Origin of the sequence: Luteolibacter pohnpeiensis, from assembly GCF_016595435.1 — a bacterium.
Lineage (GTDB): Bacteria > Verrucomicrobiota > Verrucomicrobiia > Verrucomicrobiales > Akkermansiaceae > Luteolibacter > Luteolibacter pohnpeiensis.
Window position 1 is genome coordinate 114,975 of record NZ_JAENIJ010000001.1, and the last position, 23,822, is coordinate 138,796.

Sequence of the window (23,822 nt, forward strand, 5' to 3'; positions counted from 1 at the left end):
TTCCGATCAGGCTTCAGGTTTCGCTTCCATTTTGAGCTCAACGACCACTTCGTCGCGGATCAAGTCGTCGGCTTTGCCAGCATAGACAATGTTGAAATCCTTGCGATTGATATCGAACTTCGAATAGATCGCGACGCTCTCGCTGTTGCGGGTGACGGTCGCCGGAAACGAGATATTTTTGGTGACGCCGTGCAGGGTGAGGTTGCCGGCGACGGTGTAGCCAGTTTCGGAATCTTTCTTGATGGAAGTTACGTCGAAGGTGGATTTTGGATATTGATCGACATCGAAGAAATCGCTGCTTTTCAGGTGCGTCGTCAGCTTGTCGTCGTCCGCCCAAGCGGAATCCATGGTGATTTCGACTTTGTGATCGAGGCCGGTAGGCTCTCCATCCTTGATGGTGAAATAGCCGCTGAACGTTTTGAATCCGCCGTTGTGGCTGCCGGTCACCTTTGAGCCGATGAAATGGATTTCGGAGTTGGCGGTGAAGGTGTATTTGGTGCCGACAACTGCAGGATCGTCCGCTTTTTCCACAGCGGGTGCGACCTTGGCGGCTTCTGTCTTGTCAGCGGGATTTTCGCAAGAGGCGAACAAAACTGGGGCGGTGGCTGCCAGGGCGAGGTATTTGAATTTCATGGTCGTATGGTTGGTTTGGGAGGCGTTTCCCGGATGGTCGGTAGCTTGTTCTAAGCTGGCCTGATATTTTGGTTCGATGTGCCAGATGGCTTGGTGGGTATTCTATTCCATAATTTCGCCAGATCTCAAAATGCCAAGCTGGCAGTCTGAGCATGCAATCGGCGCATGACCTGCTAGAAAAAGTCATGGAGCTGCGTCAGCTGAGACATTTTCTGAAAGTGGGTGAGATGGGAAGCATCACGGCGGCTGCCAGGGAGCTTGGCCTGACCCAACCGGCGTTGAGCCGTCAAATCAAGGCCCTGGAGGATGATCTGGGCACTCCGTTGCTGGAGAGAGGTGCGCATTCGGTGACTCTCACGCCAGCGGGAGAGCTCTTGTTGCAGGAGTCCAAAAAGCTGCTGACCTTCAGCGACGGGCTGATGGAAAAGGTCCGAATCGCAGGCATGGGCGAACCTTTAAGAATCGGCTACGCCCCATCACTGGCGGGCGATTTCCTTGCGGTGGCGATTCAGAAATTCACCCAATCTTTTCCGACGGTTCGCGTCAGTTTGAGCGATTGTTCCTCTGCGGAAATGGGCGCGGGTCTGGTTTCCGGGCGCTTGGATTTGATTCTCGCGCCACCAGGCATCCATGTTTCAGGGGCTATCGGCTGGGAAACTTTGATGGAATATGGATGGCGGCTGGTGATGCCTGGGAACCATCCATTTGCGAATAAAAAGGTGATTTCGCTGAAGGATTTATCCGGCGAGCGGCTTTTGCTCTACAATCGCGAGCACTATCCGGAATACTGGGAAAGTGTGACCCGATTTTTCCGTGAGCGCAGTCTCCAGGCAAAGGTCGCTGGAGAGTTCGATGGAATTTCGAGCCTGCTATCTGCGCTGGAGGCAGGATTGGGGGTAGCGCTCCTGGCCGAAAGCTTTCCGATGGACCGCCGACGTGGCGAAGTGATTGCGAAGCCCTTGGAAGAAGAACCGGAAAGGATCCGGGTTTCCGCAGGCTATCTCAGCGATCGCCCGCTGAGCCCGGTGGTGACTTCTTTCGTTGAAGAATTAAAGAAGTCAGCCGCCCGGGGGACTTGATGAGAGGGAGGCATCACTCGCCTGCGCCACCGGCGGCATTAGTATCGGAATCGTCTCCGTAGAAGCTCTTCACGTAGCCGAACTCAACCAAGGTGTCCTGCCATGGCGCCAGAATGGCTTGGTTGCGGAAAACTCTACCTGCACGGGCGAGCCATTCTTCAGCTTTCACCAAATTGCCGGAAGCGTAGTTCATGGCCGCTTGGGAGTAGTAGTAATACGGCGAGTCATCCATGAAGTCGTATTTTTCCGCCATTTTGGCGGCTTCGTCTTCCATGCCGAGCTTCTGTTTGCAGAGAAGCAGCTTGAATTCAACCAGGCGGGAGAGTCCGATGTTGCTTTCGGGAACTTTCGCAAGCAGCGCGGTAAATGCTTCGTGAGCCTTTTGGTAATCCTTACTGACGAAATAAACCTCGGCGATGTTGAATTCGACGCTCGCGTTGTTGGGGGCGATTTTGTTGGCCCGCTCGAAATCGATCAGGGCTTTGTCAAAGGCGCGGAACTCAACATGGCAGGAACCGCGCAGATTGTAGATCTCCGGGCTATCCTTGAAAATGGCTTCGGCTTTATCTAGCTCATCAAGCACTTCAAAAATCCGCTTTTGCTGGAAAAGGCGGGTGGCTTCCTGGATGTGCTTGATAAATTCTTTGCGCTGTTCTTCCGGCAAGTTGAGGAATGCCTTTTGGTTCGGTGCCAATTCCTTGGTTTCCTCCTTCGCAGGTGGTTCGGCGGGAGCTTCGTTCTGGGCGGGAAGGGAGCTTGCAGCTAAGGCAAATGCTAGGATGGCGCGCGGAAAAGCTTTCATTGATTCAAATGTTCCTGCGCAGACTAGCTGGAGAAGTGGGAGTCGGCAAGCCGTCGTTGTGGTCGGGTGGAAGGAAATCGGTGATCCACGGATTTGGTGTTCGGATTTGCTTTTCCTTCAGGCTCCCGCCGTTGTTTGCTCGGGCAGTTCATGAATATCGGCATCGCCCAAATCAACGCCGTCGTTGGCGACTTTCCCGGAAACGTCAAACGCCTCCTGGCCGCCTACCGCGAGTGCCTGGATGCGGGAGCGGAACTGGTGATCACTCCGGAAATGTCTCTGGTCGGCTATCCTCCGCGCGATTTGGTGTTCAAATCCCATTTTGTGCCGAAGTGTCTCCAGGCGCTGGATCATCTGGCGGGTGAGATCCGCGAGGTTCCGCTTTTGGTGGGTTATGTGGATTATCACGAAGCGACGGGCGGCAAGCCGTTTCGCAATGCAGCGGCATGGCTTGAGCAGGGGGCCATCGTCCATCGTTTCTGGAAAACCCTGCTGCCGACCTACGATGTGTTCGATGAGCGTCGCTATTTCGAACCGGGCGAAGCTTGTGAGCCGATCGTTTGGAATGGCAAACGCATCGGCGTCACGATTTGTGAAGATATCTGGACTGACGATTACCTGCAGCGGCCGTTTTACGATCGCGATCCGGTATCGGAGTTGAGCGCCAAGAACATGGATTTGCTGCTCAACCTGAGCGCATCGCCGTTTCATCTGGGCAAGCCAGCGCAGCGGCGTGACATGCTGGCAAAAGTCGCCCGCCAATCGGCGGTTCCCGTGGTTTACTGCAACTCCATCGGGGGCAACGATCAGCTGCTTTTCGATGGGCATTCGATGGTGATCAATGCCGAGGGACGCATTGCTGCGCAACTCAATGGCTTTGTCGAACAAACACGGGTGGTGAATCCATTTCTCAATTTGGAGCCGGAGGATTCGAAAGCTCTGGAAGAGGAAGCGCCTGCCCAACTTTATCGTGCTTTGGTTTTAGGACTGCGCGACTATGCGACGAAATGCGGATTCACCAGCGTTTGCCTGGGATTGAGCGGAGGGATCGACTCTGCCCTCACGGCGGCAATTGCGGCGGATGCTTTGGGGCCGGAAAATGTCCACGGTTTGACCATGCCGAGCCCGTATTCTTCCGGGGGGAGTGTGGACGATTCCATTCATCTGGCGAAATCGCTTGGCATCCGTTGTGATACGGTGCCGATCCGCGACGCCTTCGAGACCTTCAAAGCAACCCTGGCGCCGCTGTTTGTCGGCAAACCCGAAGACGTCACGGAAGAGAATTTGCAGGCTAGAATCCGCGGCGTGCTGTTGATGGCGTTATCGAACAAAGATCATCATCTCCTTCTGACCACCGGCAATAAGAGCGAACTGGCGGTCGGCTACTGCACCATTTACGGCGACATGTGCGGAGGCTTGGCCGTGATTTCCGATTTGCCGAAAACACGGGTCTACGAAGTCTGCCGATGGCTAAATCGGGAGCGGGAAATCATTCCGTGGAATACCATCGAGAAGCCGCCGAGTGCGGAGTTGAGGCCGGACCAAAAAGATCAGGACACGTTGCCGGAATACGAAATCCTTGATGCGATTTTGGAAAATTACGTCGAGAAACAACTTTCCAGTGAAGAAATCATCGATCTGGGCTTCGACGAAGCGACCGTGCGTTGGATCCAGCGCCGGGTTGATCTGAACGAGTGGAAACGCCAGCAGGCAGCTCCGGGCATTCGAGTCACTTCACTCGCATTTGGGATGGGTCGGCGGATGCCGATCGTCCAGCGATTTGTCGGATAGCCGCGAAGTGAGGGTTTTGACCGATCTTTTGGTTGGGCAAGCTGTGTGATTCGTGGTTCCCCACTTTCATTTCGGTGATTTCACTGCTAGATCCTCTGCGATGACTTTGTCCGAAGCCCGAAACATCCTTGGCCTGAAACCGGATGAAGATCCACGCCCGCACCTGCCGGGATTGCGCCTGGCGCGGGAGAAAATCGCGGAAATGGTTCGCACAGCACCAACCGAAGCGATCGCACTGCGGTATCAGGACAATCTGGTCGAATTTGATCGAGCACTTGCCGTGATCCGTGAACATCTGGAATCTCCACCCAAGGAAATTCCGCCAGAGGTTGCCCCCATCATCACCCCCATAGCTCCAGAGCCGGAGACATCGGCAGCTGCTGATGGTGGATCCACTAAGAGCAAAAGGTCACTTGCTCCCTTCGTTTGTCTGTTTCTGGTGCTCATCGCCGCGGCTGCGGGAGGTTTGTTCTACCTCAAGCATCTGGATGAACAGGAGCAGTTGCTGCGCGAAAAGGTTACTCGCTTGAACCGCGAAGGCGCGTCCTACATTGAAAATCGGCGCTGGGCAGATGCCACGGAAATTTACCAACAAATTGAGACGCTGGAGCCAGATTCCAAACTGGTGCCAATCGGTCGCCGGAGCATCGAGGCAGGAATGCTGGAGGAGCAGAAGCAATTCATCGGCTACTGGAATGGTCAGGCGATCGCCTTTTTCGAAGCCGACCGATGGGACGATGCGGAAAGCGCGGCTCGCCAAATTCTGGAAACGTATCCGGACGAGTCCGAAGCAGCCGCGATGCTGGAGAAAATTTCCGCTGCGCGACTTGCAGAAGAACGTCGGCAAGTCTTGGTCGAGGGACGTAAGCAGCTGGAGCAACGTCATTGGGAGCTTGCGATCCAGTCGGCTCAGTCAGTCCTGAGCGAACAGCCGGAGGATGCGGAGGCGAAGAAATTGCTGGCAGATGCCACCGCTGCCCAGGAAAAAGCCCGAATCAATGCCGCAAAGGCGAGAGAGTTGTTCTCTTTGGCCACGCAAAAAGACCACGGTGCCTACGATCAGGAAATTTTGGATCTCCTGCGCGAGGCGCGGGCCTTGGCTCCAGAGGATCAGGAAGTGGCAACCTTTCTGGAACGCATGTCATCGTATTCACGCACCTTGCGCGTGCCATCGGAATTTTCAAACCCAGCGGACGCGCTCAAGCAAGCTCGCGACAGGGATCGGGTGGTGATTGATGAAGGAACCTGGAAAGGTCCATGGATCGTCAACACGGCGGTGGAACTTCAGGGCAGCGGAGCTGAAACGACGATTGTCGAATGTGCCGGTGATGAAAGTGCTGCGATCACGCTGGGACCAGGTGCGAATGGTGCAAGAATCACCGGATTCACCTTTCGCCACAACACGGTGGAAGCTGGCGACGAGCGCTACTCCGCGGCTCTGGTGCGGGGTGGTGAGGGGGATTTTGCCGATTGCAAATTTCAGGAAGCAAGTGGCCACGGCCTGCTGGTCATGGAGGGTGGGCATGCGGTGGTAAGTCGCTGCAAATTCACTGCCAACGGCTGGGATGGAATTGCGGTTTCCGGGCAGGGTAGCCTTTTGGAGGTGAAGGAATGCGAAGCATCCGCCAATTACGGTCACGGCATCGAATCCTGGGATGGAGCGGCGATGATTCTAACCGACAACCATTGCTCAAATAACAGTCACAATGGTGTCCATGCCAGCAATGGTCAAAGCTCGGTCACCATGATCGGCAATGAGTTGGACGGGAACCGCGAATTTGGCCTGGTGCTGGACAGCGCCGGCTCCGGCCGGGTGGTCAGCAATATCATGAAAGGCAATCTACTCGGAGGGCTGGTTGTCCGTGAAGCGGCGTCTGGTGTCCGGGTGGCAGGGAATCAAGCCCTTTCCAATTTGGGTCCTGGCATCGTGCTGGAGCACGGCCTTGGACAAGAGCCGTATGGCACAAACATCAGCATTGAAAATCAGGGCGAGGCGATTCTTACCAATGCGAATTTGTCTCCCAACGAAGAGCCTCCAGCGAAAGTTCCCGCTGCCGATTCTTCGCCGGAATAAGCGATCTCTCTTTTGGAAATGAGTGGAGTTCGCGCTGTTTTTTTTGACCTCGATCATTGTTTGGCCAGCCCTGATGAATCGGGTCGGGCGTTTTATCAGCCGGCGTTGGACGCGATTCGTGCGGCAAATTGCGGGACGCTTGGGGAAACAGCCCTGGAATCCGCCTTGGAAGATTGCTGGACCCATTCACTGGAGCAAGTGGCGGAAATCCATGGATTCTCGCCGCGGATGTATCAGGCTGGCTGGCAGGCATCGCTTAACCTGCGGGTCGCTGGGCCATTCAAAGGATTTCCGGATTTGCCGGAGCTGCTGCAAATGAAGGTCGATAGATTTCTCGTCACCAGCGGCTTCCGCACCTTGCAGCAAAGTAAAATCGAAGCGTTGGGTATCAAAGATTGGTTTGCTGAGATTTGGATCGATGCGATCGATGAGCTTCCGAGAACTGGCAAAAAAGCGATCTTTGAGGATTTACTAAGGCGGCATCAGCTTGAACCCGAAGCGGTTCTCGTCGTGGGGGATAGCGAACGTTCTGAAATCGCAGCCGGAAATGCCCTGAAAATCCCTACGGTCCAAATTCTTCGTCCCGGCGTGGTTCGTAGCGATGCGGCCCTGCACCATATCAGCGATTTGCGAGAGCTGAAGGCGCTGCTTTGATGGATTGCTCGCCATAAAATTTATGGATCTTGAGGAGCTTTCCTAAGATTTATTGGCGATCTATCCTAGATGTGCGATATTTCACAAACGCCAGATGATTTCATCATTGGGCGATGTCTCCCAATCCTATTATGAAAATGCTCAAAACTCCATTGCTGATGTCATTATGCTTGATGCCGTTTGTTGTACCATTGACATCCTGTAAAGAAAAGGGACCTGCTGAAAAGGCTGGTGAAAAATTGGATAATGCCGCCGAAAAAGTTGGCGATGCCTTGGATCCGAAAGGGCCCGCTGAAAAAGCAGGTGAAAAGATCGACGACGCGCTCGATCATTAATAGTTCTGAATGATTATTGCAGCCGCAGGTTTGGTATATGCCATTCCTGCGGTTTTTGTTTTTCGGCTCACTACGGAAACAAAATAAAACGTTGCAATTTATATCAATTGCAAATTGCATTATGCCTTCTGCGGGTCGTTTTTCGTTTTTAATCCTAAATGTATAATGTTGATAATGAAGGATTTGGGTGATTTTTGGGTCTCGGCATAGCTTTCGCTATACTCATGGTTATGAATACCCAATCAGAAGAATCTGTCAGAGGTTTCCTTAATTACTCACGTCAATCCCTGAAAGCGGTCGTTACCGCATTCAGTATCATAATTTCTCTGGGAATTCTTCAATTTGCCAAAGCGGATGCGCCTGCCACGAGTCCGGAATTATCAGGATTGTATAAAGTCACCGCTAGTTCCGATCCGCTTTTTCCGGCGCGGCAAAATACCGATTGGTTTTTAGATTTCGGCAAAGGTGTGTCGGCTGGCAATACAAGCGGCAATGTTGCCATTTCCATGCGACAAAATCCTCATGTGCAAGTCCGTTTGCTGGTTTGGCAATTGTTTGGAAGCCATAATCTATTTATTGGGGCACAGACTCATGAAGGTTCCCGCCAAGCGGTTGCGGTTGCAAATTGGGAAGTCACTCGCCAGGGAGAGGCTTTGGTATTCCAACGCAATTCATACCAAGTCGTGCTCAAGCGTGCGACTGAGCTGGATTGATGCCTTGGTGCACTCTGAAGCCGGGTTTCCGCTTTGCCGGACTCGGCTTTTTTCGTTTGTGGTTTGTGGAAAGCGATTTTGGAATTTGCGAATCTTGGAAATCCATTAATTTGAAAGCATGAAGCTAATTCGATTTGGTGAGGCGGGGCGTGAGGAGCCAGGGGTGTTGTTGCCGGATGGCAGAATGATGGATGCGAGTGGTGAATTCAGTGATTTCGATGAAGGATTTTTCGGCTCCGGGGGTTTGGAATCATTGGCGGAATGGGTAGCGGATGGTTGTCCGGGCGCGACCGAAGTCGATCCGATGAGTCGCCTGGGGCCGCCGATTGACCGTCCCTCGAAACTGGTTTGTGTGGGAAAAAACTATTTGGAGCACGCCAAAGAGCTCGGCGAGGGAATTCCCTCCGAACCTACGCTGTTCATGAAGGCGACCAGCGCCTGGAGTGGTCCCTATGACGATGTGATCACCCCTCGGGGCTCCACCAAGCTGGATTACGAGGTCGAGCTGGCAGTGGTGATCGGTCAAACCGCGAGTTATGTCGATGAAGCTGACGCTTTGTCCTACATCGCTGGGTTTTCCAGTTTTTGCGATTATTCAGAAAGGGCATTTCAGAAGGAAATGGGCGGTCAATGGATGAAGGGCAAAAGCGCGGACACGTTTGCGCCGATGGGACCCTGGTTGGTAACGGCCGACGAGGTAGCGGATCCGCAGGGTTTAAGACTTTGGTGCAAGGTGAATGACGAATACCGGCAAAACAGCTGGACGGGAGACATGATGTTCTCGGTTCGGCAAATCATCAGCTACATCAGTCGTTTCATGACGCTGTTGCCGGGGGATGTCATCGCCACGGGAACCCCAAGCGGTGTGGCGATGGGGATGAATCCGCCAAAATATCTGCAATGCGGAGACTTCGTGGAATGTGGGGTTGAAGGACTGGGCAAAATCAGGCAAAGGGTGGTGGCACCTCACTGATCCTTCCGGCCGCGCCAACTCGGATGCGCGGTTGCGGCACCTGATTCCCGAAAATGCCATTCATCAAAAGGCGATTTTTGCTATCGAAGCGTCCGTGGCCCAAGCCCCGCGGAGGCCCGCATTATGCTGCCTGCCACTTTTGCGATACGCTGCATCTGGAGCGTCCGCCGAGGGAGGGAATGGCGGCGCGTTGTGTGCGGTGCCATGCGGTGCTCTACCAGAATCGCCCGGCATCGCTTGCCAGAGCCAGTGCGTTGTCTTTGGCATCACTGTTACTGATGGTGATTGTCTATTGGTTCCCTTTCCTCACGCTTGAATACAATGGCATCCTGACCCGGCTGAATCCGGCTCAGGCTGCTTGGGCTCTATACGAGCAAGGAGATTGGCCGGTGGGGTTAGGAATCGGTTTGTTCACCGTGCTGGTGCCGCTTTTCATGGCTGGCGGTCTGCTTTACGTGTGTGGGCCGTTGATGGCCGGATACGCCGCTCCGGGTGCGCGGACGATCGCGAAATGGATGCATCGTGCAGAGCCGTGGAACATGATTGAGGTGTTTCTTTTGGGGGTATTGGTCAGTTTGCTGAAACTGTGGCACATGGCGCATCTCGAGTTCGGTTCCGGCTTTTGGGCATTTGCTGCCTTGATGTTGTGCATGGCTGGTGCGCTCGCTGCGATTGATCGCAATGAGCTATGGGATCGCCTGGAGGTGGCGAAATCATGAAAAAAGACTGTCCAAAGCCATCGCGTGGAATTGAGCACGGCCTGGCGGGTTGTCATTCCTGTGGCAAGGTGTCGCCGGTTTCAAAGGGGCACTGTCCACGCTGCGGCAGCCATCTTCACTTGCGAAAACCGGACAGTATTCGCCGCACCGTGGCGTTTCTGATTGCTGCCGTGGCGCTCTATGTTCCAGCCAATTTGCTGCCGGTGATGGTGGTTTATGAGATTGGTGTCACCACGCCGACCACGATTGTGGCGGGGATGATCGAATTCTGGAAATCCGGTGCCTATCCCATTGCCTTGGTGATTTTTACCGCCTCGTTGTTGATCCCGATATTGAAAATCGTGGCACTGACGTGGTTATGCGCGGCAGCCTCCGGCAAACTTCATCCATCGCCCTGGGTGCTGGGGAAGGTGTATTTCCTGACCGAATTGTTCGGTCGCTGGTCGATGGTGGATGTTTTCGTGGTGGCGATTCTGGTCGGATTGGTTCAGGTTGGCGCCTACACGACCATTGTTCCCGGCCCCGGTGTGCTTGCATTTGCATCCGTCGTGGTGATGACGATGCTGGCGGCAATGAGTTTCGATCCGCGGTTGCTGTGGGACCGTTTCGATGATTTGGATGTAGTTTCTCCTGATACCAAGAAAGATGACTGAGACGAAAGAACCTGTGATCACTCCCGCGACCCCGGAGTATAAGGCCGCCCAGCGCTGGAACATCATTTGGGTGGTCCCGATTCTGGCGATTTTGATCGGTGGCTACTTGGTGTATCGGAGCTTCGCCTCCCAAGGTCCTCTGGCCGAAGTACGCTTCGAAACGGCGGATGGAATCATTGCCGGCCAGACCGAAGTCAGATGCCGCTCGGTTCTCGTGGGGAAAGTCGAGGATGTCAAATTGTCGAAAGATCTGAAATCAGTGATGATCTCGTTACGGATCGATCCTGAATCGGAGAGCCTGCTGCGTGACGGGACTCAATTTTGGGTAGTTCGTCCCCGGGTCTCGGTTTCAGACATCTCGGGCCTCGGGACTTTGATCACTGGTGCCTACATCGAACTCGACCCAGGCAGCGGTGGAGAGTTGAAAACCAGCTACATCGGTAGGGAGACGCCGCCAGCCACCAGCCGCAGCATCCCAGGCCGCCGCTTGGTTTTGACGGCAGATGAGGCTGGCTCCTTGATGCCTGGTTCGCCGATTTATTACCGTGGCTACGAAGTGGGACGGATTGAAAGCCGCCGCTTGGACATCGAAAACAGACAAGTCGTTTACGAAGCTTTCGTCCGCGAAGAATACGCCGGGCTGGTGCGGAGAAATACCCGATTCTGGAACACCAGTGGCGTCGATGTGTCCGTGGGAACGGATGGATTCAAGGTCAGAACCCCATCGTTGCAGGCGATGGTTTCAGGCGGTGCGGAATTCGGCATCCCGGACAGCGAACCCGCTGGGGCAGCCGTGACCGACGGAGCTTCATTTGTGCTGCACAAGAGCTTCGACGACGCCGTGAACTCGACATTTTTGCCGAGCATGAAATTCCTGCTCTTGTTCGATCAATCAGTGCGTGGTCTTGCCGTTGGCGCCCCCGTCGAATTCCGCGGCATCCAGCTTGGTCGGGTTGCGGATATTTCGTTCAATCACAACCCGGTTCGTGGGGACCGCAGAATCCCGGTGGTCATTGAAATCGATCCGGCATTGCTGCGATCCGAGACGCGTGAGCGATTGGATGATCCAGAGTATCAGTTCCTTGGGAATGCGGTAGAGCATGGCATGCGCGCCGCCCTCAAAACTGGAAACCTCCTTTCCGGGGCGTTGTTTGTCGATTTGGACTACTACCCTGAGGCTCCGTCCGAAGAGATTACGATGACCGGTGATCTCAAAACTCTTCCAACCATTTCGTCCGGTTTTGCCCAGCTTGAATCGAAGGTCACGGCCATTCTCGATAAATTGGAAGCTCTGCCACTCGACGAAACTGTGGAGAAAATCACCAAGGCCTCGGATGAGGCGGCGACCACGATTGCCGATGCCCGTGAGACGATGCATGAAATTGAGCAAACATTGGCTGCAGCTCGCGAAACTCTGGAAGACCCGGCATTCCGTGACCTTCCGAGTGATCTGAAGAAAACGCTGAACGAATTGCAGGAATCCGTCGCCAGTGTCGGGCCAAACGGCGAGGTTCAGGGGGATTTGCGCCGAACACTCGATGAACTTCGGGCATCGCTGCGGTCTATCAAGTCCTTGACCAATACCATCGATGAAAAACCGAGCTCGCTGATCTTTGGCAAGGAATCGTCCGGAAATCCAATCCCACGCGCGCCGAAAAAATAGCGGCGGATGGCGGCTTTGCCTGCAGGCTGTGTTTAGCGAATGGGGAAGGGATTGTGCTCCCATTCCTCAGCCAAGGTGGTGGCCGGTCCATGGCCTGGCAGAATCACCGTATCCGGCGACAAAGTTGAAAGCTCTGCCCGCAATCGTTTCAGCGCCTGTTGATACGCGGCAGGATTCGGGCACCCGCCGATTGAGCCGGCGAAAAGCGCATCGCCGGACACCAGCACGGGCTGGGCGAGTCCTGTCACCAAGTAGCCATTGGACGGAGTCGCATGACCGGATAAGTCCACAGCTGTGACGATCAGCGGACCGATGCGGATCGAGGTTCCCGGTGCCATCGCGTCTGCTCCAGAAATCCCTGCCGGACCGTGAACGGAGTTCGCCACGCCTGCTAATGCAGAAATCCCCGCGATATGGTCGGGATGGTGGTGGGTGATAAACAGAGCTGCCAGGCTGGAAATTCCCAATTTCGCGAGAGCTTGCGGACAGGAGGTTTCGTCATCGCCGGTATCGAACAAAATGCTGGTTTCAGAATGGCGGATCAGCCACGCGTTTACGTGATCATCGCCAAAGGGTAGTTCGAGACGGACGATTGAAGGGTCCGTAACCGGTTGTGGATTGAAATCCGGGTGGCGAGAAAAGGCATCGGCTTGCAAACCGAGCACTGGGGCAAGACGGCTAGCCGTCGATTCGGAGAAATGGCCGCGTGAAAACGCCAAAACTTCAGTTTCCGGTAGCTGCGCGCGGTGCGCCGCTTCAGACGGAGAAAGCGCAAGGCCCTTGAGGGCCTTGCGCAATACATAAGTGAAATCGTCTTCCAGCATTGCCGGTCGATTCGAATGCGCAATTAGCGCACGCGATAGTAACTGTCCGGATTGTAAAGGAAGTAGACGTCCTTCGGATTGAGGCGAGGAAGGTAGACGAAGGGATGGCCTGCTTCGTCGACTTGCTCGGTCAACTGCGCTTCAGCGTTGCGATTCGGCGTGTTCTCCTGGCTATCAGGATCACGCGTGAAGGAAGTTTCGTCGACGCCTTTGATGATGTGATTCACCCATTTCAGCTTCACCGCTTGGTCACCGAATTCGCTCCAGTCACCGCTGGTGTTTTGCTTGTACATGCGCTTGATGAACTCATCCGTGGAAATGCCCATCTTGGTTGCAACCGGAGTCGCCAGGCGTTCCCACCAGCGGTTGCTGTCCTCGTAGAACTCCTTCTGTTGGGTCAGGTTCATGTTCGCGAAGGTAAGTTGCGAACTGATCTGGTGGTGAAGGATGATTGCGTTTGGATAAGCGTAGGATTCTTCCGCGAGGGTGGTGATGCAGGCGGCCATGGAGGCGGCGAACGATTTGACCACCACATGGATCGGAGCCTCACTGGCTTCCATGGATTTGAGAATCCGGTAGCCGGCCATCACGGAACCGCCAGGGCAGTTGTTGATGACGATGAAAATCGGCAGCTTGCTGTCTTTGTTGTTCCAGTAGTCGATGCGGCTGGTCACGTAGTCTGCCGTGGAGGAAACGATGGTGCCATTCAGTGAGATGCGGCGATCGGAAATCACGAGAATCCCGTCGTCACGAAGCGGATGCTCCAAATAAACCGGCGTGCTGTCCGCATACTGGGACCGCTTGTCGGTGGTCTCAATGTCGGCGATTTCGCTTTGAAGGCGGGTCACCTTGAGAGCGGACTCGGCTTGGAGGGATTTCAGATCATTGGTGAGCTTTTCAGCGCGCAGTTTGGACAGTTCGTTCTCATTCTGCAGAGCAGCTTTCTCGGTTTCAGATTCCTCGAGCTTTAAGCTCAGCTCTGCCTGGAGCTTTACGGACTGGAGAGCAAGTTTTTCGCTAATCAACTCGCGCTCCATTTTGAGACGAGTGATTTGGGCGCGGATGGCGTTGGTTTCGTTAAGAAGTCGTTCAGCGGCGAGTTTGTTTTCGGCGCTCAGAGTTTCCTGCTCGGATGTTTTTGGCTTCTCTTCTTTGGATGAGTTCGAAAGGGACTCAACCTCAGCAAGATTTTCTACAGCCGGATCCTTTTCAGGAGCTTCAGTCTCTGGTTTGGCCTCCGGGCTTGCCGGTGGGGCATCGGATACCACTGCGATGGCTTCAGGTTTCGATGGAGCAGGCGCTTCGTTATTTTGCGCGAACGCGAGAGGCGTCAGGGAAATCCCTAGGGCGGTTAGGTGGGCGAGTGGTTTCATTACAAGTTCGGATTAAGCGCTCTGGTAAGCGGTCGTTGTTTCGTATTTTTTCAAATACTACCGGATTCGGAACGATTTTTTTTCGCTCGAATCCCGATGAGAAGCACAATTCCTACCAATGTCAGGAAGATTGTGGCCGCAATACCGATGATTTTGAAAAACCGGGAGCTTGCGGAATCGACTTGTTCGCGGGTGATGTTATCCGATGGCTTTTCACCGGATTTACGGCGGAAAAGCACTTTATCTCCTTGGATTTCAACGCCTGTCAATTTGGCCATCGATGGACCGATCACCGCATCTTCCGTATAGCGCTGGGTGATTCGATAGGGTGACATCTGTTCCTTAAATTCTTCTGGGACGGTTTTGCCCGGAACTTTGATGGAATCGATTTCGAGGGCGATTTCTCCTTTGGCTAGCTTTGGATGGGCGACGATTTCCGCATTCAAATAGCGTGGATCCGAATTGAACCAACCGGTTTCACCTTTTTTCGGTAGGCGCGGTTTTCCGTTGATTTTGAACGAAATGGAAATGTCCATCTCGCCATCAGCGATCTGGTCGATGTGGAATGTGCCGCGCAGTTCCTTGAGTGGTTCGTAGGCTGCGATCGCAAGGTTCATGTCCTCAGCAGATAGCAGCAATGAGGTGTCTTTCCCATCGGTCAACTGTTGCCGGAAACTTTCAAGCCGTTCAGCCAGTTGATTGAGTTCAGCATCGCGGTCTTCGACCGAGCTGACTTTTAATGCCACCGGTTTTTCAGCGGTGAATTCTTTGATGGCGTCAAATTGACGGAATAGCGAAACGATCGAGAAAACGATCAGGAAAATCATCACCAGTCCGACGCAGATGAATATCGCGCACCCGGCTATGGGTGAGCGGGCATTTGAGGCGGTGGGATCCTTCGGTTTAGACATCTTATGTTGGGAATGAGTGGCTCAAGGGTCGTGGCGATCTCGCTCGCCGGATTCTGGATTCTCATGCGATGGAGGCTCCGGTAAATCCTCATTTTCTGGAGTTTCCTCGTCCCAGCCGTCGTCCTTGGATTCGTGAGTCTCTTCAGCAACGCGCGCGGCATCCGCTTCTTCAACTTCACTTGGCTTTGGTTCGTAGGTGCCGTTGAGCAGTCCTTCCATGCGCTGCTGTGCTTCTTCAGACTCGCGTTTTGCGTCTTGCCGCTCGCTGAACCATGCCAGCCAGATGCAGATTTCGTAGAGAACAATCATCGGCCCAGCCATCAGTGTCAGGGTCAGCGCGTCCGGGGTCGGAGTCAGCACTGCAGCCACCACGAAGATGGCGACAATCGCATAGCGTCGAGTCGAAGCCATCGTGGCGTAACTGAGCAGGCCGAGTTTCACAATCACCATGACGACGACAGGCAGCTCGAACGAAAGGCCAAACAATAGGGTGAATTGAGTCGCGAAGGTAATGTATTCACCGATCCGCCAGTCGTTGGAAACCCCGAGGCTGCCGCCCCATTCAAAGAAGAATCCGAGTGCTCTCGGCAGCACCGCAAAATACGCAAAAAGGACGCCGGTGAGGAATAAGCCGAAGCCAATCGCCAAGGATGGCCATAGCACGCGACGTTCGTTGCCATGCAGTCCCGGCAGGATGAACTGCAGCAGGAACATCAGCAGGAGGGGGAAGGAAACAATGATGCCGGCGAAGAACGACAACTTCATCGAAAGCATGAAGGTTTCCGTCGGTTTCAATGCGGACATCTTCATCAGATTGCCGCGGCTGTCGGTTTCCGGGTTCGGTTCTTTGATCAGCAGGGCTGCGACCTGATCCTTCATTTCCTTGGAAATCGACTGGCGGTTCAGGAAATGGGCCTGTTTTTCTTTTGGCAAGGCTTTGGCCGCTCTGAATAATTCAACGGAGCGGGCGTGGAAGACGAGACTTGGATCGTTCAGGGATTCAAAAAAGGCCGTCCGATCCTCGCCTTGCAAGGTGGAAGCGGCGTGCTCGATCTGCTTGGCTTTCTCCCACGTATCAAAGTCCAGCGCGCGCGGTGCTTCTTTTTTGGTGGGTAGTTGGTTTTCAACGTGTGTCGTCCAGACCTTCTCCACCGGGTGGAGCAGAATCCTCATCAGATGTTGTTGGAAGGCGAAGCAGAAGATCATCGCGATGATCAAGGTGATCACGATGCGGATGATCATGGTTCGTAGATCATCCAGGTGATCAAGGAACGGCTTCTCGTGATCCGAGCTAACGTGCTCGCGGAGTTGGAAAACTTTTTTCAGCAGGTACATGCCAGTGGGCGGGGATTGAACGCCTGCAGTGGCGGGTTCGCAAGACCAGATGCGGATTGGCCGCAATTCTTGCGTTGCGAGCGCATCAGGCGTGCTGCATCCTTCCGGCGCGGGCCCCGGGCCGCGAGGTTTTATTCATCTTTCATGCTATCCTCCGAATCCATCCTCCAGAATTTCCCGATCCTTGATCGGAAGATCAACGGTCATCCCTTGGTTTATCTCGATAATGCGGCGACTACGCAGAAACCGCTGCAGGTGCTTTACGCGTCCCGCCATTACTACGAGGCGATCAACTCCAATATCCACCGTGGAACGCATTTTTTGGCTAGGCTTGCTACCGAAGCATTTGAGCAAGCTCGCCAAACGGTCGCCTCGCACCTGAATGCGGACTCGTCAGATGAAGTGATTTTTACTTCCGGGACGACGGATGCGATCAATCTGGTATCGAGTGTGTTGACCTTGTCCGGCCAAATTGGGAAGGGGGATGAAATTCTGATTTCCACCTTGGAGCACCACTCGAACATCGTTCCCTGGCAGATGTTGTGTGTCCGAACTGGAGCGGAATTGAAGGTCATCCCCTGCGATGAGAATGGCGTTCTGGATCAGCACGCTTTCCATGAACTGCTTTCCAATCGGACCAAGGTTCTTGCTCTGGGCTGGGTTTCCAATGCCTTCGGCACGGTCAATCCGGTCCGGGAAATGACTGCGGCGGCGAAAAAAGCCGGTGCCTTGGTGCTGATCGACGCGGCACAGGCAGCCCCGCATCTCAAAATGGATGTGCAAAGCCTCGGTGCGGACTTCCTCGCGTTTTCCGGTCACAAAGTTTATGCCCCCACAGGAATTGGCGTTCTCTGGGGCAGGCGAAAAGTCCTGGAAGATCTTCCTCCTTGGCGTGGCGGCGGTGAGATGATCAAGGAGGTCACCTTTGACAAAACGACTTACAACGATCTGCCGTTCAAATATGAAGCTGGTACCCCGAACATCGAAGGCGCGATCGCTCTGGCTTCGGCACTGGATTTTGTCAATGCGATCGGCCTCGACGAGATTTATAGCCACGAGAATGAGCTGATCGAAGCGGCGGCGGATGCCCTGAGCGACATCGAAGGGGTTCGTCTCTACGGTCCCGATGATCGGGCGGGCGCGCTTTCATTCGCCATCGAAGGAGTGCACCACTACGACCTCGGAACATTGATTGATCAGATGGGCGTCGCTGTTCGCACCGGCCATCATTGCTGCCAGCCACTGATGTCGCGCTTCGGAATCACCGGGACGACTCGGGCGTCGTTTGCGCTTTATAACACCTTGGAGAGTGTAGCTGCGCTTGCGGCAGCAGTTGCCAAGGCATCGAAAATGCTGCGTTGAATCACATTTCCTCATGAGAATCGTCCTTGGCATTACCGGCTCGATCGCTGCTTACAAAGCCGCTGACCTTGCTTCGCAATTGGTAAAACAAGGGCATCGGGTGAGTGTGGTCATGACTCGGGCTGCGACCGAATTCATCACGCCGCTGACCTTGCAGGTGCTCACCCGTGAGCCGGTGCTGGTGTCTTTGGAGGATGAAAAACAATCCTGGAAGCCGGGGCATATCGAACTGGCCGATGGGGCGGATTTGTTCCTCGTTGCACCGGCCAGCGCTGATGTGCTGGGGAATTTCGCTCATGGATTAGCCCCGGATCCACTTTCGGCGATTTATTTGGCTCTGCCACCTCAAACTCCGGTGGTGATCGCCCCGGCAATGAATGGGAAAATGTGGCTTCATCCGGCGACCCAGCGCAATGTGGAACAGCTGAAGCGTGATGGCTGTCAATTCATCGAACCTGCGGAAGGGATGCTCGCCTGCGGTTACGAGGGGGTTGGCCGACTCGCCACGGTGGAGCAGATTCTCCAGGTCGTGGTGGTTTTGCTTACCCAGGAGTGAGCAAATCCTGGAGCCGCAGCCGTGCGATTTCGTGAATTTCGGCGATGGCCGCTTGTTGTTCTTCTTCTGCTGAATGCAGCAATCTCTGGCGAAAAGCGGCCAGAATCCCGGTTTTGTCGGTCTTGCGGACGCAAATGATGAAGGGAAAACTGAATTTTTCGCGATAGCGGCGGTTGAGTTCCGAAAATTCGTGAAATTCCTCTGGAGTAAGCCGATCCAGCCCTGCACCGGATTGCTCCCGCATCGAGGCTTGCGTGAGATTTCCTGAAACTGCCAGCTTCCCGCCGAGATCCGGATGGGCGCGAATCAAAGTCAGCTGGGCAGCCCGCTCTGCCTGATTGACGGCCAGTTGCATCTGGTCCGCGATCTGCTCAATCCGTTCGAATGGTCGGCCGGATGAAAGCCGCTCCGCAACCCACGGCGAGTGCTCGTAGATCCCGCCGAGGAGGGCGACAAATTCATCCTCGCCCAAGGCATTCAGTTCGGAAATCTTCATCTATTCCAAACCCTCCACAATTTCATGCCTGCACTCAAACAAAACCAATACGGCAAATCACGCGTCCGGTTTCTCAGAGTTCATCGGCGTGATCATTCCCACCACGATGTCAGCGAGCTTGAAGCAGACGTGCTCCTTTCCGGGGATCTCGAGGGCTCCTACCTCTCGGACGACAATTCATCGATCGTGCCGACGGATACGGTCAAAAATACGCTCCATTTTCTAGCACACGAAAACCCGGATCTGTGCCGCGGTGAATTCGCGCTCGTGATCGGCCATCATTTTCTCGCGAAATACCCGCACCTTCATCAGGTGAAGATCGAATTGCGCGAGCGTGCGTGGTCGCGCATGGAGATCGCGGACAGGTTACACCCTCACGCTTTCACCCACGATGCCAACGGCACGCCTTTTACCAAAGCGCTTTTGGTGCGCGGGGGCGAGACGACGCTATCCAGTGGAATCCGGGATCACTTGATCCTGAAAACCACGGCATCGGGGTTCACCGGCTACCATGTCTGTGACATGACCACGTTGCCGCCGACGACCGATCGGATTCTATCGACCAAAGTCACCGCAGAATGGACGTTTTCTGACTTGGATGCCAATTTCCAAGAAGCGGATGCTGCGGCTCTAAAAGCGATTCATCGCATTTTTGCCACCACTTACAGCCCCTCGGTGCAAAGGACGCTCTACGAAATGGGGGAGGCGATTTTGCACGACGTGGAATCCGTAGCCACGGTCCAGTTGGCTTTGCCGAATGTTCATTTCCTCAATATCGATCTCGGCAAGTTCGGTCGGCCCGGCCAAAATGTGGTGTTTTTGCCCACGGATGAGCCGCACGGTCAGATTGAGGCAACGATGGTCCGTGACGGCTTCGCTGGTTGATGTTTTGGCAGGACTTACAGGCCCTCCATGAGAATGGCGTCGATTTTGTCGTGGTCACGGTGATTGCGACCCGCGGAAGTGTGCCGGCAGATCCCGGTGCTAAAATGATCGTTACCTCGCAAGGTCTCCATGACGGGACGGTTGGCGGTGGTAAAATTGAAGCGCGGGCGATCTCGCAGGCAGTGGAATTATTGGAATCTGACCGTGCACCGGCATGCCAGGTGCATGTGTGGAATCTGCAACGCGACATTGGAATGACCTGTGGCGGTGAAATGACATTGTTGTTTGAGTTGCACCGCGCTCTGCCTGTTTGGCGGATTTTTATCTTCGGCGCTGGGCACGTGGTGCAGGCCTTGGTCCCGGTATTGCTCACCTTGCCATGCCGGGTTCAGATATTCGAGGAGCGCACTGATTGGCTGGCGAAACTGCCGGAGCACCCGAATCTGGAAAAAACACCGGTTGTCGAATTCCAGGACGGCGTATCCCGGGTTACTCCAGACGGGTATGTGCTATCCATTACCCGGGGCCACTCCTCGGACTTGCCGGTTTTGCGAAAGCTTTATGAATCCATGCCTAAGTTGCCGTGGATCGGGGTGATTGGGAGTGCTGCCAAGCGTGCCGTGATTGAGCGTGATTTGCGGCAGGCCGGGGTCCCAGAGTCGGCTTATCAGTCACTCCATTGCCCGCTGGGTTTGCCGCTTGGTGGAAACACACCGGCGGAAATTGCCATCAGCATCGCGGCACAATTGCTGCAAATTCGTGATAAATCCGACAATATTGCATGAAAAGGCAACTTTGCGCTTGCATCATATCGGTCATCCCTTATCAACCGCGTCCCTAATTATGGCTAAGAAAAGTTGGATCGCACGCAACGAGCGTAAAAAGCAAACCGTTCAGAAGTATGCTGAGCTTCGCCTGAAGCTCAAGAAGGAGAAAGACTATGTCGGTCTCACGCTGCTTCCTCGTAACGCAAGCCCTACACGGCTCGTGAATCGTTGCGAAATCACCGGCCGTCGCCGTGCATTCTTACGCCGTTTCAGACTTTCCCGTATCACGTTCCGTGAGCTTGCTTCCGCTGGAATGATTCCCGGCGTGACAAAGTCCAGCTGGTAAGCTGGCACAGCTTGCGCTACTTTCGACGCGGGAGGGAGAACTATCCCACTCCCGCGTCCCCAAAATGCCCATTTACGAATACGTTTCAGAAGCAAAGGATGACCCGGAGCATTCGTGCCGCATTTGCGCGCGCGGGTTTGAGCTAAGGCGTCCCATCGACCGGGAGCCCTTGGTGGTTTGCCCGCTTTGCAAGAACCCGGTGAAAAAAGTCATTTCACGGGTCAACACACCTGTCGTCACCAAGCCGCTTTCCGTAAGCGATGCGAAGAAAGCAGGCTTCACCGTGATGCAACGGCGCGACCAAGGTGTGTATGAAAAACTCTGATCCCGCCCCAAGATGACGGATGTTTATTCCAGTCTTCTGTTCCTTGCTAACATTCAGCCGGACGTCTCCCATGAGTCGATCTCGGGTGGTAAGGCAGCGTTGTATATTTTCGGGATTATCTTTTTCCTGTTGCTGAACGCGTTTTTCGTCGCTTCGGAATTTGCGATCGTCAAAGTCCGCCCCAGCCAGATTGAGGCGGAAACCCAGGACAATCCCGCCAAAGGAAAAGCCGCCCTGCGGGTCGTCAATAACCTCGACGCTTATCTGTCCGCTTGCCAGCTAGGCATCACCATCGCATCGCTGTTTCTTGGTTTCCTCGGGGAGCCTTTCATTGCGGCTTTGGTCTCGCCTGTGCTTCTGCTCACTGGAATTTCAGTTTGGTGGGTGAAGATGGTTTCATTCCTGTTGGCGATTTGCTCTTTCACCTTTCTCCACGTGGTCGTTGGAGAGCTGCTGCCAAAGTCGATCGCGATCCGAAAAGCAGTAACAATGACCCTTGCTTTGGCCGCGCCTCTGCACGCCTTCTTCAAGTTCGCCCACATCGGTATTGTCATCCTCAATGGCACCGCGAACTGGTTGTTGAAGACCGTTTTCCGCATGGAGCCGGCGCGTGAGGGCGAGCATTCGCACTCAGCGGAAGAGCTGGCGCTGTTGGTCACACAGAGTGAAAAATCTCAGGAAGTCACCGAGACGGAGCGGGAAATTCTGATCAATGCCCTGGAGCTGAACGATCTTTGGGTTCGTGACGTGATGACGCCGCGAAATCGCGTGGTGGTGCTGGATGTGGACCAGCCGTTCGAGAAGAATTTGGAAATCGCGATGCGCAGCAAGCACACGCGCTTTCCGCTGGTGAAGAGTCACTTGGATCATGCGATCGGATTGATTCATATCAAGGACCTGTTCAAACTGATGCAGGATCCGAATCCGGATCTGATGCGGGTGAAACGGGATGTGAAAATCGTTCCCGATACCATGCCATTGGATACGCTGCTGCAGTTTTTCCTGCGCGAGCATGCTCACTTGGCGTTGGCCGTGGATGAGTTCGGCACGCCAGTCGGACTGGTATTCCTTGATAACGTGATTGAGGAGCTGGTTGGTGAAATTCAGGACGAATTCGACAATGAGCGCTCGCCCTTCAGCCGGATCAACGATGATGAATTCGTGATCGAAGGCTCGATGACCTTGAATGATTTGGCTGGATACGTTCCGGAGTTGTTCCTGGAAAGTGGTGAAGTGACCACTGTCGGCGGTTACATCACGCAGCAACTGGGTCGATTCCCGGAAATCGGCGAAGTTTATGAATTTCTCGGTTACGAGGCGAAAGTGACCAGCACCGATGGCCGCAGGGTGGGGCAAATCCACTTCCGTCGGGTAAAAGACAACCATGAAAACGGCGGCGAGGCTGAAGATTCCGCGGCTTGATGAGTTGAACGCGATCACTGATGCGGATTGATATCGTCACTTTGTTCCCGGAAATCGCGAGTGCCCCACTGAGCGATTCGATCATCCAACGAGCCCGCAATGCCGATGTGGCGGAAGTGGTCGTCCATCAATTGCGCGATTGGTCGACCGATAAGCATCGGCGCGTGGACGACACACTTTGCGGGGGAGGGCCGGGGATGTTACTCAAGCCGCAACCTTTGTTTGCTGCTGTCGAGTCGTTGAGGAAACCGGAAACTCTGGTGATCCTGATGACGCCGCAGGGGAAACGACTGGAGCAATCCGTGGTGCGCGATCTCTCCAAGCGTGAACACTTGTTGATCCTGTGTGGTCATTACGAAGGAGTGGACCACCGAGTTGTCGAAGCCTTGGTGGATCTGGAGTTATCGATTGGAGATTACGTCCTGACAAACGGAGCCATCGCGGCAGCGGTGGTGTGTGACGCGGTGATCCGCTTGCTTCCGGGGGCTTTGGGTGATGATCAATCGTCGATCGATGAGTCCTTTACGAACCCGAAGTTGCTGGAAGCTCCGGCATATACCAAACCGGCTGAATTCCAGGGAATGTCGGTGCCGGAGGTGCTGCTTTCCGGGAACCATGCAAAAATATCAGCTTGGAAAAAGGCGCAAGCTGAGGCGCGGACCCGGCAAAATCGACCGGATCTACTGGATTGAGTTGTGCTCGTTGTGGGCGTCCTCAAGCATCAGCCAAGGCCTTCGGCTTCCGCCTGATCCGCCCATGCTTCCAAGGCAGCGCGTGTGCTTTCCCAGAGTTGGGTGAGTTTTTGCAACAGAGCTTCGGGAGCGATTTGAGGAAGTTCGGGAGCTTTTTCCAGTCCCATCAGAACCACTGCGATCGCAATGCAGCCAAAGTTGAGAAGCATGCCGCGCAGTGAGTGAAGCTGAGCTCGAAATGTCTTCTCATCACCGCCAGCCAAGGCATTCGAAATGGTTGCCAGCGTGTTTGGCACGTCTTTGACGACGTCTTGGAAAATGGTACGAAATTCATCCAGTCCGACATCGATGAAAATCGAGAGCTGATCGTAGTCGAGTAAGTTCGGATTGGAATTCAAGGCTTCGGAATCAACGGACATGCTAAAAAATCAAACGGGTG

At 54.4% G+C, this 23,822-nt stretch carries 26 protein-coding genes; 18 read left to right on the plus strand and 8 right to left on the minus strand.

What is annotated here, in order from left to right:
- Positions 1-6: 6 nt before the first annotated feature.
- The gene (locus JIN85_RS00490; RefSeq protein ID WP_200266483.1) at positions 7-633 is read right to left on the minus strand and encodes a YceI family protein; all 627 of its coding nucleotides are present in this window, start codon (positions 631-633) and stop codon (positions 7-9) included.
- 152 nt (positions 634-785) lie between these two features.
- On the opposite strand from JIN85_RS00490, the gene JIN85_RS00495 reads away from it, so the two are divergent.
- The gene (locus JIN85_RS00495; protein ID WP_200266485.1) at positions 786-1,712 is read left to right on the plus strand and encodes a LysR family transcriptional regulator; all 927 of its coding nucleotides are present in this window, start codon (positions 786-788) and stop codon (positions 1,710-1,712) included.
- 13 nt (positions 1,713-1,725) lie between these two features.
- On the opposite strand, the gene JIN85_RS00500 is transcribed toward JIN85_RS00495, so the two are convergent.
- Positions 1,726-2,514, minus strand: a complete 789-nt coding sequence (locus JIN85_RS00500; RefSeq protein ID WP_200266487.1) for a tetratricopeptide repeat protein — start codon at positions 2,512-2,514, stop codon at positions 1,726-1,728.
- A 150-nt stretch (positions 2,515-2,664) separates the two neighbouring features.
- Here JIN85_RS00500 and JIN85_RS00505 point away from each other — a divergent pair, with 150 nt between their 5' ends.
- The 9 genes from JIN85_RS00505 to pqiB all read left to right on the plus strand — a co-directional run bounded on the left by JIN85_RS00505 (position 2,665) and on the right by pqiB (position 12,089).
- Positions 2,665-4,305 carry an NAD+ synthase gene (locus JIN85_RS00505; RefSeq protein ID WP_200266489.1) on the plus strand — a complete coding sequence of 547 codons (1,641 nt, stop codon included), beginning with the start codon at positions 2,665-2,667 and terminating at the stop codon, positions 4,303-4,305.
- A 100-nt stretch (positions 4,306-4,405) separates the two neighbouring features.
- Entirely contained in the window at positions 4,406-6,379 is a 1,974-nt protein-coding gene (locus JIN85_RS00510; RefSeq protein ID WP_200266491.1) for a right-handed parallel beta-helix repeat-containing protein, read from the plus strand.
- 18 nt (positions 6,380-6,397) lie between these two features.
- A complete protein-coding gene (locus JIN85_RS00515) occupies positions 6,398-7,033 on the plus strand; it encodes an HAD family hydrolase (RefSeq protein ID WP_200266493.1) in 636 nt (211 codons plus the stop codon).
- Between the two features lie 131 nt (positions 7,034-7,164).
- Positions 7,165-7,368: a hypothetical protein gene (locus JIN85_RS00520; RefSeq protein WP_200266495.1), complete on the plus strand. Its 204-nt coding sequence runs from the start codon at positions 7,165-7,167 to the stop codon at positions 7,366-7,368.
- A 194-nt stretch (positions 7,369-7,562) separates the two neighbouring features.
- On the plus strand, positions 7,563-8,081 hold the full coding sequence (locus tag JIN85_RS00525; protein ID WP_200266497.1) for a hypothetical protein: 519 nt from the start codon (positions 7,563-7,565) through the stop codon (positions 8,079-8,081).
- Between the two features lie 118 nt (positions 8,082-8,199).
- Positions 8,200-9,054, plus strand: a complete 855-nt coding sequence (locus JIN85_RS00530; protein ID WP_200266499.1) for a fumarylacetoacetate hydrolase family protein — start codon at positions 8,200-8,202, stop codon at positions 9,052-9,054.
- A 53-nt stretch (positions 9,055-9,107) separates the two neighbouring features.
- Positions 9,108-9,773, plus strand: a complete 666-nt coding sequence (locus JIN85_RS00535) for a paraquat-inducible protein A (RefSeq protein WP_200266501.1) — start codon at positions 9,108-9,110, stop codon at positions 9,771-9,773.
- The gene (locus tag JIN85_RS00540; RefSeq protein ID WP_200266503.1) at positions 9,770-10,426 is read left to right on the plus strand and encodes a paraquat-inducible protein A; all 657 of its coding nucleotides are present in this window, start codon (positions 9,770-9,772) and stop codon (positions 10,424-10,426) included. The genes JIN85_RS00535 and JIN85_RS00540 overlap by 4 nt, the downstream gene beginning before the upstream one ends.
- On the plus strand, positions 10,419-12,089 hold the full coding sequence (gene pqiB, locus JIN85_RS00545) for an intermembrane transport protein PqiB (RefSeq protein WP_200266505.1): 1,671 nt from the start codon (positions 10,419-10,421) through the stop codon (positions 12,087-12,089). The genes JIN85_RS00540 and pqiB overlap by 8 nt, the downstream gene beginning before the upstream one ends.
- Positions 12,090-12,121: 32 nt before the next feature.
- Here pqiB and JIN85_RS00550 read toward each other — a convergent pair whose 3' ends face one another.
- From JIN85_RS00550 to tatC, 4 genes are read right to left on the minus strand one after another with little or no spacing between them, the layout of a single operon-like run.
- The gene (locus tag JIN85_RS00550) at positions 12,122-12,913 is read right to left on the minus strand and encodes an MBL fold metallo-hydrolase (RefSeq protein ID WP_200266507.1); all 792 of its coding nucleotides are present in this window, start codon (positions 12,911-12,913) and stop codon (positions 12,122-12,124) included.
- Positions 12,914-12,936: 23 nt separating this feature from the next.
- Positions 12,937-14,286 carry an ATP-dependent Clp protease proteolytic subunit gene (locus JIN85_RS00555; RefSeq protein WP_200266509.1) on the minus strand — a complete coding sequence of 450 codons (1,350 nt, stop codon included), beginning with the start codon at positions 14,284-14,286 and terminating at the stop codon, positions 12,937-12,939.
- Positions 14,287-14,336: 50 nt separating this feature from the next.
- Positions 14,337-15,197, minus strand: coding sequence for a hypothetical protein (locus JIN85_RS00560; RefSeq protein WP_200266511.1), 861 nt, complete (start codon positions 15,195-15,197; stop codon positions 14,337-14,339).
- A gap of 21 nt (positions 15,198-15,218) precedes the next feature.
- Complete coding sequence (gene tatC, locus JIN85_RS00565) at positions 15,219-16,532, minus strand: twin-arginine translocase subunit TatC (RefSeq protein ID WP_200266513.1); 1,314 nt, start codon at positions 16,530-16,532, stop codon at positions 15,219-15,221.
- Positions 16,533-16,676: 144 nt separating this feature from the next.
- Here tatC and JIN85_RS00570 point away from each other — a divergent pair, with 144 nt between their 5' ends.
- Together JIN85_RS00570 and JIN85_RS00575 are read left to right on the plus strand one after the other, a co-directional pair.
- Complete coding sequence (locus JIN85_RS00570; RefSeq protein ID WP_200266516.1) at positions 16,677-17,894, plus strand: aminotransferase class V-fold PLP-dependent enzyme; 1,218 nt, start codon at positions 16,677-16,679, stop codon at positions 17,892-17,894.
- 13 nt (positions 17,895-17,907) lie between these two features.
- Complete coding sequence (locus tag JIN85_RS00575; protein WP_200266524.1) at positions 17,908-18,450, plus strand: flavoprotein; 543 nt, start codon at positions 17,908-17,910, stop codon at positions 18,448-18,450.
- On the opposite strand, the gene uraD is transcribed toward JIN85_RS00575, so the two are convergent.
- A complete protein-coding gene (gene uraD, locus JIN85_RS00580) occupies positions 18,437-18,946 on the minus strand; it encodes a 2-oxo-4-hydroxy-4-carboxy-5-ureidoimidazoline decarboxylase (RefSeq protein WP_200266526.1) in 510 nt (169 codons plus the stop codon). The genes JIN85_RS00575 and uraD overlap by 14 nt on opposite strands.
- 24 nt (positions 18,947-18,970) lie before the next feature.
- Between uraD and pucL the strand changes: the two genes are divergently transcribed.
- The 6 genes from pucL (at position 18,971) to trmD (ending at position 23,383) form a co-directional block, all read left to right on the plus strand.
- Complete coding sequence (gene pucL, locus JIN85_RS00585; protein ID WP_200266528.1) at positions 18,971-19,831, plus strand: factor-independent urate hydroxylase; 861 nt, start codon at positions 18,971-18,973, stop codon at positions 19,829-19,831.
- Positions 19,831-20,616 (plus strand): xanthine dehydrogenase accessory protein XdhC, encoded by a 786-nt coding sequence (gene xdhC, locus JIN85_RS00590; protein ID WP_200266530.1) that lies wholly within the window; start codon positions 19,831-19,833, stop codon positions 20,614-20,616. Before pucL ends, xdhC begins: the two co-directional genes overlap by 1 nt.
- Before the next feature lie 58 nt (positions 20,617-20,674).
- Positions 20,675-20,944, plus strand: coding sequence for a 30S ribosomal protein S14 (rpsN, locus tag JIN85_RS00595; protein ID WP_200266537.1), 270 nt, complete (start codon positions 20,675-20,677; stop codon positions 20,942-20,944).
- A 64-nt stretch (positions 20,945-21,008) separates the two neighbouring features.
- Entirely contained in the window at positions 21,009-21,269 is a 261-nt protein-coding gene (locus JIN85_RS00600) for an FmdB family zinc ribbon protein (protein WP_200266539.1), read from the plus strand.
- A gap of 12 nt (positions 21,270-21,281) precedes the next feature.
- A complete protein-coding gene (locus tag JIN85_RS00605; protein ID WP_200266541.1) occupies positions 21,282-22,691 on the plus strand; it encodes a hemolysin family protein in 1,410 nt (469 codons plus the stop codon).
- A 20-nt stretch (positions 22,692-22,711) separates the two neighbouring features.
- Positions 22,712-23,383 (plus strand): tRNA (guanosine(37)-N1)-methyltransferase TrmD, encoded by a 672-nt coding sequence (trmD, locus tag JIN85_RS00610; RefSeq protein WP_200266543.1) that lies wholly within the window; start codon positions 22,712-22,714, stop codon positions 23,381-23,383.
- 29 nt (positions 23,384-23,412) lie between these two features.
- On the opposite strand, the gene JIN85_RS00615 is transcribed toward trmD, so the two are convergent.
- The gene (locus JIN85_RS00615; protein ID WP_200266545.1) at positions 23,413-23,802 is read right to left on the minus strand and encodes an Hpt domain-containing protein; all 390 of its coding nucleotides are present in this window, start codon (positions 23,800-23,802) and stop codon (positions 23,413-23,415) included.
- Between the last annotated feature and the right edge of the window lie 20 nt (positions 23,803-23,822).

Bases quoted from the DNA above. Each gene is read 5' to 3' on its own strand.
- JIN85_RS00490 (WP_200266483.1), bottom strand. From the start codon at position 633: ATGAAATTCAAATACCTCGCCCTGGCAGCCACCGCCCCAGTTTTGTTC.
- JIN85_RS00495 (WP_200266485.1), top strand. From the start codon at position 786: ATGCAATCGGCGCATGACCTGCTAGAAAAAGTCATGGAGCTGCGTCAG.
- JIN85_RS00500 (WP_200266487.1), bottom strand. From the start codon at position 2,514: ATGAAAGCTTTTCCGCGCGCCATCCTAGCATTTGCCTTAGCTGCAAGC.
- JIN85_RS00505 (WP_200266489.1), top strand. From the start codon at position 2,665: ATGAATATCGGCATCGCCCAAATCAACGCCGTCGTTGGCGACTTTCCC.
- JIN85_RS00510 (WP_200266491.1), top strand. From the start codon at position 4,406: ATGACTTTGTCCGAAGCCCGAAACATCCTTGGCCTGAAACCGGATGAA.
- JIN85_RS00515 (WP_200266493.1), top strand. From the start codon at position 6,398: ATGAGTGGAGTTCGCGCTGTTTTTTTTGACCTCGATCATTGTTTGGCC.
- JIN85_RS00520 (WP_200266495.1), top strand. From the start codon at position 7,165: ATGAAAATGCTCAAAACTCCATTGCTGATGTCATTATGCTTGATGCCG.
- JIN85_RS00530 (WP_200266499.1), top strand. From the start codon at position 8,200: ATGAAGCTAATTCGATTTGGTGAGGCGGGGCGTGAGGAGCCAGGGGTG.
- JIN85_RS00535 (WP_200266501.1), top strand. From the start codon at position 9,108: ATGCCATTCATCAAAAGGCGATTTTTGCTATCGAAGCGTCCGTGGCCC.
- JIN85_RS00540 (WP_200266503.1), top strand. From the start codon at position 9,770: ATGAAAAAAGACTGTCCAAAGCCATCGCGTGGAATTGAGCACGGCCTG.
- pqiB (WP_200266505.1), top strand. From the start codon at position 10,419: ATGACTGAGACGAAAGAACCTGTGATCACTCCCGCGACCCCGGAGTAT.
- JIN85_RS00550 (WP_200266507.1), bottom strand. From the start codon at position 12,913: ATGCTGGAAGACGATTTCACTTATGTATTGCGCAAGGCCCTCAAGGGC.
- JIN85_RS00555 (WP_200266509.1), bottom strand. From the start codon at position 14,286: ATGAAACCACTCGCCCACCTAACCGCCCTAGGGATTTCCCTGACGCCT.
- JIN85_RS00560 (WP_200266511.1), bottom strand. From the start codon at position 15,197: ATGTCTAAACCGAAGGATCCCACCGCCTCAAATGCCCGCTCACCCATA.
- tatC (WP_200266513.1), bottom strand. From the start codon at position 16,532: ATGTACCTGCTGAAAAAAGTTTTCCAACTCCGCGAGCACGTTAGCTCG.
- JIN85_RS00570 (WP_200266516.1), top strand. From the start codon at position 16,677: ATGCTATCCTCCGAATCCATCCTCCAGAATTTCCCGATCCTTGATCGG.
- JIN85_RS00575 (WP_200266524.1), top strand. From the start codon at position 17,908: ATGAGAATCGTCCTTGGCATTACCGGCTCGATCGCTGCTTACAAAGCC.
- uraD (WP_200266526.1), bottom strand. From the start codon at position 18,946: ATGAAGATTTCCGAACTGAATGCCTTGGGCGAGGATGAATTTGTCGCC.
- pucL (WP_200266528.1), top strand. From the start codon at position 18,971: ATGCCTGCACTCAAACAAAACCAATACGGCAAATCACGCGTCCGGTTT.
- xdhC (WP_200266530.1), top strand. From the start codon at position 19,831: ATGTTTTGGCAGGACTTACAGGCCCTCCATGAGAATGGCGTCGATTTT.
- rpsN (WP_200266537.1), top strand. From the start codon at position 20,675: ATGGCTAAGAAAAGTTGGATCGCACGCAACGAGCGTAAAAAGCAAACC.
- JIN85_RS00600 (WP_200266539.1), top strand. From the start codon at position 21,009: ATGCCCATTTACGAATACGTTTCAGAAGCAAAGGATGACCCGGAGCAT.
- JIN85_RS00605 (WP_200266541.1), top strand. From the start codon at position 21,282: ATGACGGATGTTTATTCCAGTCTTCTGTTCCTTGCTAACATTCAGCCG.
- trmD (WP_200266543.1), top strand. From the start codon at position 22,712: ATGCGGATTGATATCGTCACTTTGTTCCCGGAAATCGCGAGTGCCCCA.
- JIN85_RS00615 (WP_200266545.1), bottom strand. From the start codon at position 23,802: ATGTCCGTTGATTCCGAAGCCTTGAATTCCAATCCGAACTTACTCGAC.